The 17,026-nt window shown below is 52.8% G+C and carries 19 protein-coding genes; 11 read left to right on the forward strand and 8 right to left on the reverse strand.

Going from position 1 to position 17,026, the window contains the following annotated elements; genetic code table 11:
• Nucleotides 1-8 precede the first annotated feature (8 nt).
• The 6 genes from J4E70_RS17185 to coxB all read right to left on the reverse strand — a co-directional run bounded on the left by J4E70_RS17185 (nucleotide 9) and on the right by coxB (nucleotide 4,287).
• Nucleotides 9-683 (reverse strand): SURF1 family protein, encoded by a 675-nt coding sequence (locus tag J4E70_RS17185; protein WP_246531832.1) that lies wholly within the window; start codon nucleotides 681-683, stop codon nucleotides 9-11.
• Nucleotides 684-774: 91 nt separating this feature from the next.
• Entirely contained in the window at nucleotides 775-1,575 is an 801-nt protein-coding gene (locus J4E70_RS17190; RefSeq protein WP_213890888.1) for a cytochrome c oxidase subunit 3, read from the reverse strand.
• A 21-nt stretch (nucleotides 1,576-1,596) separates the two neighbouring features.
• Nucleotides 1,597-2,175, reverse strand: a complete 579-nt coding sequence (locus tag J4E70_RS17195; protein WP_213890889.1) for a cytochrome c oxidase assembly protein — start codon at nucleotides 2,173-2,175, stop codon at nucleotides 1,597-1,599.
• A complete protein-coding gene (locus J4E70_RS17200; RefSeq protein WP_213890890.1) occupies nucleotides 2,172-2,363 on the reverse strand; it encodes a hypothetical protein in 192 nt (63 codons plus the stop codon). The genes J4E70_RS17195 and J4E70_RS17200 overlap by 4 nt, the downstream gene beginning before the upstream one ends.
• The gene (gene cyoE / locus J4E70_RS17205; protein ID WP_213890891.1) at nucleotides 2,363-3,307 is read right to left on the reverse strand and encodes a heme o synthase; all 945 of its coding nucleotides are present in this window, start codon (nucleotides 3,305-3,307) and stop codon (nucleotides 2,363-2,365) included. Before cyoE ends, J4E70_RS17200 begins: the two co-directional genes overlap by 1 nt.
• A gap of 53 nt (nucleotides 3,308-3,360) precedes the next feature.
• Nucleotides 3,361-4,287, reverse strand: a complete 927-nt coding sequence (gene coxB, locus J4E70_RS17210; RefSeq protein WP_377608300.1) for a cytochrome c oxidase subunit II — start codon at nucleotides 4,285-4,287, stop codon at nucleotides 3,361-3,363.
• Nucleotides 4,288-4,467: 180 nt separating this feature from the next.
• Between coxB and tldD the strand changes: the two genes are divergently transcribed.
• From tldD to J4E70_RS17250, 8 genes are all read left to right on the forward strand, one after another.
• Nucleotides 4,468-5,889 carry a metalloprotease TldD gene (gene tldD, locus J4E70_RS17215; RefSeq protein WP_213890892.1) on the forward strand — a complete coding sequence of 474 codons (1,422 nt, stop codon included), beginning with the start codon at nucleotides 4,468-4,470 and terminating at the stop codon, nucleotides 5,887-5,889.
• Nucleotides 5,890-6,011: 122 nt separating this feature from the next.
• On the forward strand, nucleotides 6,012-7,157 hold the full coding sequence (dprA, locus tag J4E70_RS17220; protein ID WP_213890893.1) for a DNA-processing protein DprA: 1,146 nt from the start codon (nucleotides 6,012-6,014) through the stop codon (nucleotides 7,155-7,157).
• Between the two features lie 111 nt (nucleotides 7,158-7,268).
• On the forward strand, nucleotides 7,269-9,827 hold the full coding sequence (gene topA / locus J4E70_RS17225) for a type I DNA topoisomerase (protein ID WP_213890894.1): 2,559 nt from the start codon (nucleotides 7,269-7,271) through the stop codon (nucleotides 9,825-9,827).
• A gap of 126 nt (nucleotides 9,828-9,953) precedes the next feature.
• A complete protein-coding gene (locus J4E70_RS17230; protein ID WP_213890895.1) occupies nucleotides 9,954-10,649 on the forward strand; it encodes a CoA transferase subunit A in 696 nt (231 codons plus the stop codon).
• A gap of 14 nt (nucleotides 10,650-10,663) precedes the next feature.
• Entirely contained in the window at nucleotides 10,664-11,290 is a 627-nt protein-coding gene (locus J4E70_RS17235; protein ID WP_213890896.1) for a 3-oxoacid CoA-transferase subunit B, read from the forward strand.
• Between the two features lie 71 nt (nucleotides 11,291-11,361).
• The gene (locus J4E70_RS17240) at nucleotides 11,362-11,766 is read left to right on the forward strand and encodes a hypothetical protein (protein ID WP_213890897.1); all 405 of its coding nucleotides are present in this window, start codon (nucleotides 11,362-11,364) and stop codon (nucleotides 11,764-11,766) included.
• A gap of 2 nt (nucleotides 11,767-11,768) precedes the next feature.
• Nucleotides 11,769-13,082, forward strand: a complete 1,314-nt coding sequence (locus J4E70_RS17245) for an FAD-binding oxidoreductase (protein WP_213890898.1) — start codon at nucleotides 11,769-11,771, stop codon at nucleotides 13,080-13,082.
• Nucleotides 13,079-13,816, forward strand: a complete 738-nt coding sequence (locus J4E70_RS17250; RefSeq protein ID WP_213890899.1) for an SDR family NAD(P)-dependent oxidoreductase — start codon at nucleotides 13,079-13,081, stop codon at nucleotides 13,814-13,816. Before J4E70_RS17245 ends, J4E70_RS17250 begins: the two co-directional genes overlap by 4 nt.
• 12 nt (nucleotides 13,817-13,828) lie before the next feature.
• Here J4E70_RS17250 and J4E70_RS17255 read toward each other — a convergent pair whose 3' ends face one another.
• Both J4E70_RS17255 and J4E70_RS17260 read right to left on the reverse strand, forming a co-directional pair.
• A complete protein-coding gene (locus J4E70_RS17255; RefSeq protein ID WP_213890900.1) occupies nucleotides 13,829-15,265 on the reverse strand; it encodes a UbiA family prenyltransferase in 1,437 nt (478 codons plus the stop codon).
• On the reverse strand, nucleotides 15,258-16,091 hold the full coding sequence (locus J4E70_RS17260) for a lytic transglycosylase domain-containing protein (RefSeq protein WP_213890901.1): 834 nt from the start codon (nucleotides 16,089-16,091) through the stop codon (nucleotides 15,258-15,260). The genes J4E70_RS17255 and J4E70_RS17260 overlap by 8 nt, the downstream gene beginning before the upstream one ends.
• A 351-nt stretch (nucleotides 16,092-16,442) precedes the next feature.
• Here J4E70_RS17260 and J4E70_RS17265 point away from each other — a divergent pair, with 351 nt between their 5' ends.
• The 3 genes from J4E70_RS17265 to J4E70_RS19735 all read left to right on the forward strand — a co-directional run.
• On the forward strand, nucleotides 16,443-16,634 hold the full coding sequence (locus tag J4E70_RS17265; RefSeq protein ID WP_213890902.1) for a hypothetical protein: 192 nt from the start codon (nucleotides 16,443-16,445) through the stop codon (nucleotides 16,632-16,634).
• Between the two features lie 40 nt (nucleotides 16,635-16,674).
• A complete protein-coding gene (locus J4E70_RS17270; RefSeq protein ID WP_213890903.1) occupies nucleotides 16,675-16,860 on the forward strand; it encodes a Flp family type IVb pilin in 186 nt (61 codons plus the stop codon).
• Between the two features lie 42 nt (nucleotides 16,861-16,902).
• The coding region (locus J4E70_RS19735) for a Flp family type IVb pilin (protein WP_425516554.1) at nucleotides 16,903-17,026 on the forward strand (124 nt) is incomplete at its 3' end.

The following is a 17,026-nucleotide window of genomic DNA, read 5'->3' on the forward strand; positions in this document are numbered from 1 at the left end:
TGGTGCCTTTACTTCGTTCGTTGCCTGATACGCCACAGAATGGCGCCTGTCATCCCCAACCACACAAAAGCCAGTGAAAACCATGTGATCGCGTAGCCTAAGTGATCATTTGGTATGCCTGAAATGTCGACAGGCAAGGGCGTCACGGATGGGTCCGATTCCGACGTTTCACGTACCACAAGAAAAATTGGCTCCGTTCTCAGGGCTTGAGCCATAGAGTCGACATCGCGCGCAAACCAAATGTTTTCTGCTAAGTCAGGCGCAGGGGTGTATCCGTCTACCTCATCCGGCCAATGTAAATTTCCCTTTACCTCAACGTCCAGTGCCTGACGTGGGGCGTCTTTTTGTTCGACGCCGACAAAACCTCTGTCCAGTAGTATGCGCCGCCCATCCGTCTCAAACGCTGAAACGATGCGATAGCCTGCGCCAACTTGTTTCAGGCTGACCAAAATATGCAGCTCGTCCTGCGCAATAGTTCCAGTTGCCCGAACCGGCAGGTACTTGTCACGCTCCGGATCTGGCTCGGACGGTATGGCAATCGGGGTGTCTTTGATTCGGGTTATAATCTCGTTCAGAATTCCGTTTTTCCAGGCCAAACGCTGCACCTGCCAGGTTCCAAGCCCCAACAAAATCGCCACGCCAATCACTCCAAAAAGAAAAGGCAGAATCATTGGTCTGGACAAACGGAAGCTCCCAAATTGAAAAACGCGGAACCGATGGCTCCGCGTTTTGCATTATCTGTTTTAGTGCAGGTTTTTCAACCTCTGACCTTGCTCAGGCGCCCCAGATATAAACGGCAGCGAACAGAAACAGCCAGACCACATCAACGAAGTGCCAGTACCAGGCTGCAGCCTCGAACCCTACGTGATGATCCGGTGTAAAGTGACCTTTCAATGCGCGCATCAAGCAGACGAACAAGAAGACGGTACCAAGCAAAACGTGAAATCCATGAAAGCCAGTCGCCATGTAGAAGGTCGATGGGTAGATACCATCGGTGAACCCAAATGCCGCATGGCTGTACTCGTAGGCCTGAAAGAACGTGAACAATGCCCCAAGAATAATCGCCAGGATAAGGCCATTGATCAGGTCTTTGCGGTTGTTTTCATGAGCCAGTGCGTGGTGTGCCCATGTGCAAGCCGCACCGGAACACAGCAGGATCAGCGTGTTGATCAATGGCAGGTGAAACGGGTCAAACGTCTCAATCCCGGCAGGTGGCCAAATTCCATCAATAGCTGGCGAACCTTCGGTCATCGGGTACATTGCATGTTTAAAGAACGTCCAGAACCATGCCGAGAAGAACATGACTTCTGACATGATGAACATGATGAACCCAAGACGCAGGCCGATCCGCACTACAGGTGTGTGATCACCGGTCTGGCCTTCGGTGACCATTTTGGACCACCATGCGAACATGACATAAAGCACTAGCGCAAGGCCGATAAAGAAGAGATAGGGAATGCCTTCTGCCATCCACATAACTGCGCCAAAGAGCATGACAAACGCGCCAAGTGCCCCAAGCAGTGGCTCAATCGCCGGTGGTAGAATGTGATAGTCGTGGTTTTTTTCGTGTGCCATGCGTGTTCCCTCGTTGGAGGCTTAGTTAACAGGGGCCGAAGCCGCAGTCGAGAGGCTTGCCGTCTCTTCGGGTAATTCGGTTTCGTAGAATGTGTAAGACAGCGTGATGTGCTGCACATATTTTGCTTCGCGGTCGTCTACCATTTCTGGATCAACGTAAAAACTTACGGGCATCATGACCCGTTCGCCGGGCTGTAAAACCTGCAATTCAAAGCAAAAACAGTCGATCTTGGTGAAAAAAGAACCTGCGGCGTAGGGTGCAACATTGTACGACGCCGTACCGGCGATAACACGGTTCGTGGGATTATACGCTTCGTAAAAGGCCAACCCAGTTTCGCCGATTTTCAATTCCATTTCGCGCGCAACAGGTTTGAATTCCCACGCCATATTCCGGTCGACGGAGGCATCAAACCGGATAGAGATTGTTCGATCGAGAATCGTGTCTGATGAGGTCGTCGCAGTATTTGTCGTGCCGCCGTAACCCGTTACTTTGCAAAACCAGTTGTAAAGCGGGACCGACGCCCAGGCGAGCGCACCCATGACAAGAACGACTCCGACCAACAACGAAACGGTTTTCTGAATGCTTGTCAGTTTACTCATTCGCTTGCCCCAGATGTTGCAGCCCCTAGCCCGGTGTTCTGCTCATAGGCAGAAGGCACATCAATAACCTTGACTTTAACCACCGTCAGACCAAAGACAATTGCGACAAATCCGGCAAGTGCCAGCCCGACGCCCATATTGCGACCCATCCGGCGTTTGTGCAATTCGTGCTCGCGTCCAATCGCCATCACCAACCCCCTAAACCAAAGGGTTTCAAAGCGCCTTCAACCAAAAGCGCTCCGAAATGCAGGAACAAATAGAGAAGCGAAAGTTTGAAAAACGCTTTTTCGACGCGGTATTGATCAGCCTCGGCGGCGGTTTCGTCACGACGCCAGATACCATATGCACCTTTGATGAAAAGCAGGTTCAGGACAATAGCCGTCGCCATGTAAATCGGACCACCGATAGATGTAAATCCGGCGCCCAGCGCAACAGGCGCAAGAAGCAGCGTGTAAACGAGGATATGCGTGCGCGTCACTTTGCGACCATGCGTGACAGTCAACATTGGGACACCTGCCTTCGAATAGTCGCCCTTCATGAACAGCGCCAACGCCCAGAAATGAGGTGGCGTCCACATGAAAGTAATCGCAAACATCAGGACGCTTTCAATTGAAACACCGCCCGTGGCAACGGCCCACCCGATCATCGGAGGGAAAGCCCCGGCAGCGCCGCCGATAACAATGTTCTGCGGCGTCCAGCGCTTCAGCCACATGGTATAAATCACCACGTAGAAAAATATTGTGAAAGCCAACAAGGCCCCCGCCACAATGTTCGAGGCAAGCGCCAGCATCACAACAGACATAGCAGAAAGTGTGATCCCTATTGCGAACGCATCACCTTCGGTCACTTTGCCGGAAGGTATGGGGCGTGACTGCGTGCGTTTCATCACGCGATCAATGTCAGCATCCCACCACATGTTCAGAGCGCCGGATGCGCCCCCGCCAATTGCGATAAACAGGATAGAAGCAAAACCAACCATCGGATGCACGGATACCGGCGCAACCAGCAGACCGACAAAAGCAGTAAAAACAACCAAAGACATCACGCGCGGTTTCAGCAACGCGAAATAATCGCCAAACCCGGCTTCCACCGGGTCAGAGCCTGCCTGCATGTTGATGCTTGTATCGCTCATGGCGTTCCTCTTCCTAGAGGCGGGGCGTTGTTATACGCCCCGTCTGATAGGTGTCAGTCGTTCGATGCAACGTTGACGTTCTGTGGCACGCCCGCGAATTCGCTTTTTGCGCGCTGTAGCCAGGCATCATAGGCAGCCTGGCTTACCACTTTAACTGTGATCGGCATGTAAGAGTGGTCTTTTCCGCACAATTCAGAACACTGGCCAAAGTAGATACCCTCGCGCTCTGCAGCAAACCAAAGTTCTGCCAAACGGCCCGGAACGCCGTCTTGTTTCACACCAAAGGCAGGCATAGCCCAGCTGTGGATCACGTCCGCTCCGGTGACCTGCATCACGATCGTTTTTCCGATCGGCACAACCACCGCGTTGTCAGTTGCAAGAAGCCACTCATCGCGCGAGTATCCGTCACGTTCCAGACGCGCTTCCATTGCAGCGTTCAGCACGTAAGGCTCCACATCGCCGTCTTCGTCACCCAATGTTGCAGGGTGGCCAAGCAGATAACTGTCAAAGCCAAACCCTTCGTCGACATATTCGTAACCCCAGTACCACTGATAGCCGGTGACCTTGATGGTGATGTCAGCTTCTGGAATTTCCTGCTGCTTGAACAATACAGGAAGCGAAAACGCCCCAATGAAAACCAGAATCACAATTGGAATCAGTGTCCACGCAACTTCCAGAGGGGAGTTATGGGTAAACCGCGCTGGGGTGCCGTTCATACGGGCGTTGTAACGAACGATAATGTACGCCAGCAAAGCTGTGACAAAAACAACAATCGCAGTGATGATCACGAGGACCATACCATCGAGCCATTGTTGATCGCGGGCCAGTTCAGTCGCCGCAGGTTGAAACCCAAGAGCACCGTCAATTGGTGCCCCAACGATTTCCAGCCCATCGATTCCATCTTGGGCAAACGCTGCAAAGCTGGTGAAAACTGCGAGTGTGGCGGCCATAAGGCCAGAAAAATAGCTCAGAAGTCGCATATCTGTATCCTGTTCGCGTCCCGACGGAACAACCCGCCCGGAGGCCCGGCTCAAATATAAGCCGGATTCCCATTGTGTCCGGTGCGCTTGAAACCATATTAAGCGAGATGGAACAAGCAAATCATGCGCGGCAAACAGCCGCTTTTGCGTTTTTGCAACGAATTCAGCCGGAGTGCCCGTATGTCTTATACCCCCTTTCGCCCTTTTGACACCTCTTTGGATCAATCAGTGGCACTGGCTTTACTTCGCCAAGCAACCGGAGGGGCGGATGATGGTGAACTGTTTCTGGAACGCCGCCGCTCCGAAGCACTGGTATTTGACGATGGGCGCGTAAAAAACGCAAGCTACGATGCGTCAGAAGGGTTTGGTTTGCGTGCGGTTTGTGGTGAAACTGCCGGATACGCTCATTCGACCGATATCAGCGAAGCGGCGCTTAAACGCGCTGTCGAAACGGCCCGGCTCGCGGTTGGTACAGGCGGCGGAGCGCTCGCAGATGCGCCAGCTCTCACAAACAAGCGGCTCTATACCGATCTAGACCCGATTGAACAGGCGGAATTTACAGTAAAACTGGATGTGCTGCGTGAGATTGATGAGTTCACACGTGCGCTCGACCCGCGCGTTGTACAAGTCTCGGCAACGATTGCGGCGTCTTTGCAGGAAGTAGAGATTTTACGCCCTGAGGGCGCTTTGCTTCGGGACGTACGCCCAATGGCCAGGCTGAACATCTCGGTCATTGTGGAAGAAAACGGGCGACGCGAATCTGGGTCCACCGGCGGCGGCGGGCGTACCGGCCTTTCAGACCTCATGGTTCGCGACAACTGGCAGACCACCGCTCGTGAAGCGTTGCGTATCGCAGCGGTGAACCTGTCTGCCGTCCCTGCCCCGGCTGGTGTCATGGATGTCGTGCTCGGTGCGGGCTGGCCGGGCATATTGTTGCACGAGGCGGTCGGGCACGGCCTTGAAGGGGATTTCAATCGCAAGGGAACATCAGCCTTCGCCGGCCTGATGGGACAGCAAGTTGCCGCCAAGGGCGTGACAGTGCTGGATGATGGAACGATTCCCGACAGGCGTGGATCCATCACCTTTGACGACGAAGGCACCCCCAGCGGCAAAAATACCCTAATTGAAGACGGGGTCTTGGTCGGCTTCATGCAAGACCGTCAGAACGCCCGGCTAATGGGCGTTAAGGCAACGGGCAACGGAAGGCGCGAATCTTACGCGCATGCCCCAATGCCACGCATGACGAATACCTACATGCTGGGTGGCGATGCAAATCCCACCGACATTTTGGCCGATCTGAAAGATGGCATTTATGCTGTTGGTTTTGGTGGAGGCCAGGTCGATATCACGAATGGCAAGTTTGTGTTTTCCTGCACAGAAGCCTACCGCGTTCAGAACGGAAGAGTTGGCGCACCTGTGAAAGGTGCAACACTGATAGGCGACGGTGCCACAGCGATGAAACAAATTCGCGCCATCGGCAACGACATGGCGCTTGATCCCGGCATAGGAAACTGTGGGAAAGCGGGGCAATGGGTGCCAGTCGGGGTTGGCCAACCAACCTTGATGATTGGCGGTCTAACTGTTGGTGGTTCTGCGGCCTGATCAGCCACCCGCATCGCTGTAACAGAGTCTCGCGGTATTGGTGGCTAAACTGATCATTCCTGATGTTTACGCGGTGTTAACCGAGCGTGCGCATAGTGAGTCCACTAGCAGACGGAGTCACGATGGCAGAGGATCTTTTTTCTTCTAACCACACCCTACATCCCCCTCAGACGGACGAAGATTTGTTATCGTGGCTTCGCCTTATCCGTTCGCGTCGGGTAGGTGTAACCACTTTCTTCAAGCTGCTGCGGGAACATAAAACAGCCGATGATGCGCTTGTCGCATTGCCCGAAGTTGCCCGCAGTGCAGGCGTTAAAGACTACGAGGTTTGCCCGGAAAACGTGGCGATAGCAGAGATGTCACTGGCACAAAAACTGGGCGTCCGGATGATCTGTTACGGCACGCCGGATTATCCGGCCGCGCTTATGGATATTACGGATGTGCCACCAATTGTTTGGGTGCGGGGCGACACGACGCTGTTAAGCAGCCCTATGATCGCCCTTGTTGGTGCAAGAAATGCCTCTAGCCTCGGGACGCGCATGGCCCGAAAACTGGCCGAAGAACTAGGAGAAGCCGGGTTTGTTGTGGTTTCAGGCCTCGCCCGGGGTATTGACACGGCCTCTCATCTCGCGGCCCTGCCAAGCGGAACCGTTGCTGTGTTCGGCGGTGGCGTCGATGTAATTTACCCACAGGAAAACGCAGCATTAGCCGACGAGATTTTCAAAACAGGACTTTGCCTGTCCGAGCAACCCATGGGGATGCGGCCACAGGCGCGGCATTTTCCTACGCGCAATCGCATTATTTCTGGTCTGTCCCACGCAGTTGTCGTGGTTGAGGCAGCTCTCAAGTCCGGCAGCCTGATTACGGCGCGCAACGCATTGGACCAAGGTCGTGAAGTTCTCGCAGTTCCCGGACATCCGATTGACGCACGCGCGTCTGGTTGCAACGCGCTCATCCGCGAAGGCGCAACACTCGTCCGCTCAGCGGAAGATGTGATAGAAGCGATTTCCCAGTCGCACACTGTAAACAACCAACCGCCGGAACCTCAGCCAGTGGCAAAAAAGAAACTGCCAAAGCGCAGTCTCAGGGAAATTTCGAAGCTACACACAGAAATTTTATCGCGGCTCGGCCCGAGCCCGATTGCCGAAGATCAGCTCATCCGAGACCTCGCTTTACCTGCAAAAGCTATTAATCCAGAGATAACAACACTGGAGCTGGAAGGCCGCATCGAACGTCGTGCCGGAGGGTTATTATCCATCGTTCGATAATCAGCTCGCTAGATACCATTGACATTCAACAGCAACACACCACATCTTGCGCCGCCATAAGCTCACCCTCGAGTCGCGTTGATTTCTGAGTGGATTGTTGAGAGGAATTTCATGCCCGTCGTTGTTGTTGAATCCCCGGCGAAAGCCAAAACTATCAATAAATATCTGGGCGATGATTACACCGTTCTGGCATCTTACGGTCACGTGCGTGACTTGCCGCCAAAGGATGGGTCCGTCGATACCGACAACGGATTTGAAATGATCTGGGAGATCGGCGCAGATTCCCGCAAACACGTGAAAGCCATCGCTGATGCGCTGAAAGATGACAACGATCTGATCCTCGCAACCGACCCTGATCGCGAAGGCGAGGCGATCAGCTGGCATTTGCAGGAAGCCCTGACAAAACGCAAAGCAATAAAGAAAACCACGCCTGTGAAACGAGTGGTTTTCAACGCCATTACAAAATCAGCCGTAACAGAGGCTATGGCGCACCCACGTGAGATCGACGCCCCCTTGGTCGAGGCCTATCTTGCACGGCGCGCGCTTGACTATCTTGTTGGTTTCAACCTATCACCGGTGTTGTGGCGCAAATTGCCCGGTTCCAAGTCAGCCGGACGTGTTCAATCTGTCTGCCTGCGCTTGATCGTTGAGCGTGAGATGGAAATCGAGGTCTTTAACGCCCGCGAATACTGGTCTGTAAAAGCACAGCTTTCCACGCCGCGCGGTCAGGATTACGAAGTCCGGCTAACCGTTCTGGGAGGCCAGAAACTCGATAAGCATGACATCGCAACCTCCGAAGCCGCCGAGCTTGCCGTACATGCCGTCCAGTCACGCGATTTGACGGTTAAATCGGTTGAGGCAAAGCCCGCCAGCCGCAACCCGTCACCTCCTTTCATGACCTCGACCCTGCAACAGGAAGCAAGCCGCAAATTTGGCTTTGGCGCGCGTCAAACCATGTCCACTGCGCAACGCCTGTATGAAGCCGGGTACATTACTTATATGCGGACCGATGGAATCGATATGGCCCCGGAAGCCGCGTCCGCCGCCCGCGATGAAATCAAAAGCCGTTATGGCGACAGCTACGTTCCTGCGAATCCGCGCATGTACAAGAACAAAGCCAAAAACGCGCAGGAAGCGCATGAATGTATCCGCCCGACAGATATGTCTGTTGATGCTGCAAAACTCGCCCGTCTGGAAGCGGATCAACGCAAGCTTTATGATTTGATCTGGAAGCGCACACTTGCGAGCCAGATGGAATCAGCCCGGATGGAACGCACCACGGTGGATGTCGCCAGTGCGGACGGCCAGGTTGAATTGCGGGCAACTGGTCAGGTCGTGATGTTCGATGGCTTTATGAAAGTCTATGAAGAAGGTCGTGATGACACTGTCGTAGATGATGACGACAAGCGCCTGCCCCAAATCATGCAGGGCGAAGCCGCTGACAAAAAATCTGTCACACCTGAACAACACTTCACCCAGCCCCCACCCCGATACACCGAAGCAACACTGGTTAAACGGATGGAAGAGCTTGGTATCGGGCGGCCGTCAACCTACGCGTCGGTCGTGACGACGATTCAGGACCGTGAATATGTTCGAAAAGAAAAAAATCGCCTGATTCCAGAAGACAAAGGCCGATTGGTCACTGTCTTTCTTACAAACTACTTCAGAAAATATGTTGGATACGATTTCACCGCAGACCTTGAAGAACAGCTAGACGATGTTTCTGCGGGGAATGCTGACTATAAAGAAGTGCTTGCTCGGTTTTGGCGCGATTTTTCAGCCGCTATTGCAGAAACATCCGAACTTCGCATCACGGATGTTCTGGAAAAAATCAATGAGGTGTTAGAGCCGCACCTGTTCCCCCCAACCGAAGGCGGCGGTGACCCACGTCTTTGTCCAAACTGCGGGATTGGCCGCTTATCGATGCGGACGGCGCGTTCCGGTGGTGCATTTATCGGCTGCTCAAATTATCCAGAGTGCCGTTTTACCCGCCCCTTCGGCCCCCCCGGCATTGAAGGCAGCGAAGTTGGACCAGATGGCAAATACCTGGGCGAAGATGCAGGCGATAAGATCACATTGCGAAAAGGGCGATTTGGCCCCTATGTTCAACGCGGCGACGCGACAGATGAGGTGCCAAAGCCACCACGTTCATCGCTTCCAAAAGGCTGGACGCAGGAAGACATCGATCTTGAGAAAGCATTGCAGTTGCTAAGCCTGCCGCGCGAACTTGGTCCGCACCCGGATGACAGCGAAATGGTTGAGGCCGGACTTGGCCGCTATGGCCCCTTTGTCAAACACGGCAAGGTTTATGCGAACTTACCAAACATCGACGAGGTTTTCGAAATAGGTATGAACCGGGCTGTTGAGGTATTGGCGCAGAAAGTTGCAAAAGGCGGCGCACGCAAAGCGGCGAAACCCCTTGTTGAACTTGGAGAACACCCCGAAGGCGGACCAGTTAATGTCATGGAGGGCCGCTATGGCCCTTATGTAAAATGGCAGAAAGTCAACGCAACATTGCCCAAAGATGTGGAACCCACATCAGTAACAATGGAGCTTGCACTGCAACTGATCACCGAAAAAGCGGGTAAAAAGCCAACACGTAAAAAGGCTGCTCCGAAGAAAAAACCAGCGGCAAAGAAGGCGCCCGCTAAAAAGGCTGCTGCAAAATAAACCCGGACGGATAGCAGCAACTATTTAGAGCGCAGCAAACTGACGCTGCGGTGCGGCAATTCATTGACTCTCGCTCACGCTGTCGCCACAAATCCATCCAACGCAAAATTTGCAAAGGAGACAAAGATGAAAAAAGTCTACGGCTCGGCGGCCGAAGCACTTGGAGGTATCCTTCACGATGGCATGTTTATTGCAGCTGGTGGTTTTGGCCTCTGCGGCATTCCGGAACTTTTGCTTGAAGCGATCAAGGAAGCCGGCACCAAGGATCTGACCTTTGCTTCTAACAACGCAGGTGTTGACGATTTTGGGATTGGCATTTTGCTGCAAACCAAACAGGTCAGGAAAATGATCTCCTCCTACGTTGGTGAAAATGCAGAGTTCATGCGTCAATATCTGTCCGGTGAACTTGAGCTGGAGTTCAACCCACAAGGCACACTCGCTGAACGGATGCGTGCCGGTGGCGCCGGTATCCCGGGATTCTACACAAAAACGGGCGTTGGAACAGTTATTGCTGACGGCAAAGAGCACAAGGATTTCAACGGTGAAACCTACATTTTAGAACGCGGCATCTTTGCTGATCTTTCGATTGTGAAGGCCTGGAAGGCGGATGCGACCGGTAACCTTGTGTTTCGCAAGACAGCACGCAACTTCAACCCACCCGCCGCAACCTGTGGCAAAATCTGCGTGGCAGAGGTCGAAGAGATTGTGCCAACCGGCTCACTCGACCCGGACAGCATTCACCTGCCCGGAATTTACGTGCACCGCCTGATTCAGGGTGAGCATGAGAAACGTATCGAACAACGCACCATCAGCGCAGCTTAAGGGGAGGACAGACCATGTGGGATCGAAATCAAATGGCCGCCCGTGCGGCGCAAGAGCTTCAGGATGGTTGGTATGTGAACCTTGGCATCGGTATTCCGACGCTGGTTTCAAACTATATTCCAAAAGGTGTAACAGTAACGCTGCAATCAGAAAACGGAATGTTGGGCATGGGCCCGTTTCCGACCGAAGAAAACATTGACGCTGATCTGATCAATGCCGGAAAACAAACTATTACCGAACTTCCGCAAACCTCGTATTTTGACTCGGCGCAAAGCTTTGGCATGATCCGCGGCGGGAAAATCGCGATGGCCATTCTGGGTGCGATGGAGGTTGCCGAAAACGGCGATCTTGCGAACTGGATGATCCCGGGCAAGCTGGTCAAGGGAATGGGTGGTGCAATGGATCTGGTGGCTGGTGTCGGTCGTGTTGTCGTTGTGATGGATCACACCTCAAAACACGGCGAGTCCAAGCTGCTTAAGGAATGCACGCTTCCGCTGACCGGCCAAGGCGTTGTTGATCGGATCATAACTAACCTGGGTGTTTTTGATGTTGTCGAAGGTGGACTGAAGTTGGTTGAGCTTGCAGACGGCGTCAGCGAGGAAGAAGCGCGCGCAGCAACAGAAGCGACGCTCGTGAACTGATTTAGTGATATCATCGCGAATACTTGAACCGGGGGCCAATCGCTCCCGGTTTTTTATTCAGTGCATTAATAATGCCCGAACCTTCATTCGATCTGCACTTTAAACGCCTGCACCTGTTGTTTTTTAAGGTTCTGGTCCATATTCTCGCCCCAATCAGCTACATAATCTCGCCCTATTGTGTCGCTAGTTCGCAGGCAATGACATTGAGCAACGCAAATACAGGCCCTTCCCTACCGCGTGCCGCACGGCTATGGCGCGATACTCTGCTGTTTGGCAGATTACTTGCGTTGGTTCTGACCGGCCTTGTCGCGCTTGCAACGACAACTGAATGGGAAGAGATCAAAGCGCAGATTTTGCGCCTGTCTTTCATACTGTTTCTGGCGCTGTTCGGATTATCGGTTATCAACTATCTGTTGCGTGGTTTGCGTTGGGCTTCTCATTTTTCCACTGGCGGAACGCCATTCATTAAAGGTTAAGTATGCTCTGGAAAACAACTGAATACGCTGGCTGGGGCCGGGTCCACACTGCAACTGGCCAGGTTGCACGACCGGAGCGCGTCTCCAATCTAGTTGCTGCGTTAAAGGAGACGCCCGCACCTGCAATAGGCATGTGCAGGTCTTATGGCGACGCTTCTTTGAATGATGGTGGGGCCGCAATAGATATGACCCGGTTGGACCGTATCATCGGCTTTGATCCTGATTCAGGCACTCTAGAGGTCGAAGGGGGATGCCAGATTGGTGAACTTGCACGCCTCTTTGCACCACGTGGCTGGCTGCCTGCCGTTATGCCAGGCACTGGATTTGCCACCGTTGCTGGTTGTATCGCAAATGACGTGCACGGTAAAAACCATCATGGCAACGGTTCATTCGGGCAACATGTGATTAGTCTTGTTCTGATGACACCTTCTGGCAAGAAAGTCATTGGGCCGAAGAAATCTGCAAAGCTGTTTCAGGCCACAGTCGGTGGTCTTGGACAAACCGGCATTATTGTATCGGTCAAGTTACAGATGCTGCCCTGCAAGGGTGATGTCATGATGGTGACAGAGCGTCGTGCGGAATCTTACGAGGACTTCCTGACGCTTCTCGACAATTCAACAGCGACATATTCAGTCGGCTGGATTGATGCAACGGCCAAAGGGAATAACCTTGGGCGTGGTATACTTGAAGAGGCTGAAACAGGCTCTGGCCTGATGCCCGCACAAAAGAAGCCCAAGTCCGTTCCATTCAATGCACCTGCTTTCGCGCTTTCAAAACCAATCGTAAAGGCATTTAACGCAGCCTACTATCGGCGTGTTCCTGAAAGCGGGCGCACTTCGGTCAAGCCGATAAACGACTTCTTCTTTCCGTTGGATGCAATTCATGACTGGAACAAGCTTTACGGAAAACGCGGCTTTCATCAGTTCCAATGTGTCGTTCCGATTGAGAAGGCAGCTGCCCTGCGAGAGATGCTTGAGCTGATCGCACGGTCCGGGCTTGCGTCACCCCTGGCTGTTTTAAAACGTATGGGCGCTGGCCGGGCTGGCAATATGTCCTTCCCGATGGAAGGGTATACGCTGGCCGTCGACTTTCCGAACCGTCCACAAGCCGAAATTCTGATCAGCCGGCTTGAAGAGATGACCCAACTCGCGGGTGGGCGCCTTTATCTTGCGAAAGATTCTCTGGCGACGGGTGCGCGTATCAAGTCGATGTATCCGGAACATGCTGCGTGGGTTGATGAAGTTGAAAAAGCAGACCCTGAGGGACAATTCGCAACCGACCTGATCCGCCGACTAGACCTGAGGACGACACTATGATGCAGAGTTGGATTATTCTTGGCGCAACATCTTCCATGGCACGAGCCTTCGGACGCGCCGTTGCAGAACGCGGTGACGCAGTGTTTTTTGCTGGCCGCGACATGGATGACCTAAAGCGCAGCGCCACTGATAGCGCCGTCAGAGGCGCCAGGGTGGCGGAACCCGTTTTCTTTGACGCACGCAAGCCTGAGAGCTTTTCAGCGATCTACGACCGCGTCTCCGCCGAAGAAGGAATAATCAATGTGGCCGTTTTCGTCGGCTCAATGCCACCACAAGACGCGATTGACGCAGAACCCAGCCTGATCGACGGCACCGTGACGGACAGTTTCACAGGCCCTGCCCGTTTCTTGCAAGGTCTCGCCTCTCTTATGGAAGAACGCGGATCTGGCACTGTTATCGGTGTTGGGTCTGTTGCAGGTGATCGGGGCCGGATTGGCAACTATGTCTATGGTGCAGCCAAAGCTGGGTTTCACACCTATCTGTCGGGTCTGCGTAATAGGCTTAACCGATCCGGGGGCCACGTTGTTACCGTGAAACCCGGCTTTGTGGACACCGCAATGACATGGGGCATAGAGGGAATGTTTCTTGTTGCGCCGCCAGAGAAGGTTGCCCGCGACCTGCTGCGTGCCGTGGATAAGAAAAAGAACGTGATCTACACACCGTTCTTCTGGCGCTACATTATGCTGATCATTCGCTCGATCCCCGAAGGGATATTCAAAAAACTGTCGGTCTAGAATTTTGCACGATCAGATTCCAAACCATTGGTGAAACAAACCTGCGGCATAAAACATGAGCGAAAGTGTGAGCAGTAGCAGGCCAACGCCGCGTTTATCTTTCATCGCGAAGACGATTGGGTCGTAATCCTGCTTACCAAAGTAGCCCAACCGCACCATGCGAAACAGCCAGGCAGCAATCGGAACAAGGGCAATCCACAGCACCCATTGGCTTGGGTATAATGTTCGTGCCTGTTCGCTAAAACTGTAAAGGAAGAAAATCAGCAGCGCAAAAAACATCCCGAGACCCGCGATGTTAAGTAAATCACCACGATCCTGGCGACCATAGCCTCGCCCAGGCAAATTATCGTCCGTCGTCGTGAGCGAAAGTTCCGTCAGTCGTTTCACACATCCCAGCGTGATAAAGACCGGAAAGATAAAGATAAGCATAAAAGAAGATGCATCGACCTTGCTTGCTGCGGCTCCGGCAACGACTCTCAATGTATAAAGCCCCGCTAACGCCGCGATATCCACCCATCGCATGCGTTTCAGCCGAAGCGAATAGGCCAGCGACAGTATTATATAGACAACTACAACAGCAAGAAATGCAGGGCCAAGCAACGCGCCAAGGCCAATCGCTAAAACACCGAGAACAACAAGCATCCCCATTCCAACGCTGATCGGAACGGTCCCCTGAGCAAACGGGCGACGGCATTTGGTGGGGTGCAAACGGTCAGCCTCAAGATCAAGAAGATCATTGACAACATAGATAGATGACGCCGCTGCTGAGAAAGATACCATGCCCAGAAGGACCATGAACAAATTATCCAGCCTGAAGCTATGCGCTGCAATCATTGGTAAAAGCAGCAGAATGTTCTTAACCCATTGATGGGGGCGTATCGCTCGAAACAAATCCGTGATGTGCAAACGATTGGGATATTCAGTAACCGTTTTCCCCATCGCACTCAGCTTGGCGACGATCGCATCATGATGCCCTACAACAAGCGCATTTTCCGCATGCTCCCAGATTGCACGATCTGCTTTATTATCGCCCGCATAGTCAAATCCAGCTTCGCCATACGCATCAACCAGGGCCTTTGCTTTGGCCTTCCCTTTTAGATTGGTTTCGCCGTCCGAGGCGAATACACGCGTGCTTAGGCCGTGATCCGACGCCAGGCGCGCGACCAATTGCTGATCTGAAGCAGAAGCAAGAACCACGTCCCGTCCTACTGCAATACTTTTGTTTGCCAAGGCTTTCATTTCTTGATTCACGGGCAACAAATCAGTTCGAATGTCTGCAATCTCAAGTAAAGCGCTTTTAAGCTTTGCCGGTCGTGTGAAATACCGCATTGCGGTTTTGAGAGTCTTAATCGGGTGCTTGCCTAAGCCGGCCCAAAAACACTCGTATAGCATATCAGTTCGCAGGAAGGTGCCATCAACATCCAGCACCAATGGTTTTACTTCAGCCATTTGTGCTCGCACCTCTTACTGCAAAAACACATCCGTCCGAAATTAACTCAGGTGGGGTCACGCATAAACCCTTTGCGACAGACCATGCTGCCAAAACTTTAGGCACATATGCGCGGGTCTCAGCGAAAGGAGGAACGCCGCTATGCGTTCGCACAGCGTTTTCGCCGGCATTGTAACTGGCAAGAACCATTACTGGATCGTTGTCAAACTCTTCCATCAACCAGTTCAGATAGGCCACGCCTCCTCTAATATTGTCAGATGCAACGTTGCGGTCTGCAACACCGAAACGCTCAGCGGTTGCCGGCATTAACTGCATCAGACCTGCTGCACCGGCACTGCTTAAAGCATCTATGCGTCCAGAAGATTCGATTCCGATCACCGCCAGTACGAGTGCCGGAGAGACATTTGTTCCAACTGTCGCCAGCAGAATCTCCGTTCCGTGGGCTTCAGCGATGTTCTGAAGGTTTTGAATCCTGGGAACAGCAACAGCCTGTCCTTCTGGCGCATTGCCTAGGTGAGAAACAGCTTCCTCTAATCGACCGGGACTCGCGTCAGCAAGATCCGGTGAAACTTCTGCCCAGTACCAGTCCAGCACGCCGAGCTCTGGCGCCTCTGTTTCAGAAGGTTCCGGCTGACGCAGCGCTTGCGCCGCTATCTGAGCCTCGGGATCGATCTGAACATTGATGCGTGGCGTTGTGCTGCCAGCTTCGGGTACTTTAACGCGCCGAAAGGTAAAATCTGTCCCTGACACTGGCTCGGTAGCAAGTGCCTCAGTCGCCAATATCGAAGCGACTATTAATATTGATGATACGAAGCGCCGCTTCATGCGGTACCTGCTCTGCCCCGTTGTTGTTTGCATGTTTGTTCTCGCAAAAAAAAGCCGCCGAAACCAGTTTTAAGGCACCACACTTAGGCAAATTCGACATATTTGCTCAATATTTAGCATCTTTGACACAGTGCGGGCACTTTAAGTAAAAAAAAAGTTATTATTTTTCAGCGTATTAATAATTTTTCGCAAAAATCTTAAGGAACACCAAAAAAGTACGATGCGCGCCAAACTCTTGCCCCATTCCGAGGGCTTTATTCTCTCATACCAAAGCGGAACCGAGTTGATCATATCAATTTAAGTCTCCGTCTAGGTAGTGGAAACGACGAACCAGACTTCAGAGGATACAAAATGAAACTGTTCAATTTTGCAAAAAACTTCGCAAAGGACGATTCCGGCGCAGTGACTGTTGACTGGGTTGTTCTGACCGCTGCCATTGTTGGCCTCGGTATCGCAATCATGACCACTGTTGGTGGTGCAACTGCGGATCTCGGTGACGTAATCTCCGGTAGCCTCGCAACTCAGGGTATCGCAACCTACTAATCTTTGGCCGAGCGCCACTCAACACACTAGGAGCTAAAAAATGCTGAACTTCATCAAAAACTTCGCAAAAGACGAATCCGGCGCAGTCACTGTTGACTGGGTTGTTCTGACCGCTGCCATCGTTGGCCTCGGTATCGCAATCATGACCACTGTTGGTGGTGCAACTGCGGATCTCGGTGACCTGATCTCTGGTAGCCTCGCAACTCAGGGTATCGCAACCTACTAATCTTTGGCCGAACGCCAATATACACTCACTAGGAGCAATAAAATGCTGAACTTCATCAAAAACTTCGCAAAAGACGAATCCGGCGCAGTCACTGTTGACTGGGTTGTTCTGACCGCTGCCATCGTTGGCCTCGGTATCGCAATCATGACCACTGTTGGTGGTGCAA

It is taken from the genome of Pseudohalocynthiibacter aestuariivivens (assembly GCF_018457175.1).
GTDB lineage: Bacteria > Pseudomonadota > Alphaproteobacteria > Rhodobacterales > Rhodobacteraceae > Pseudohalocynthiibacter > Pseudohalocynthiibacter aestuariivivens.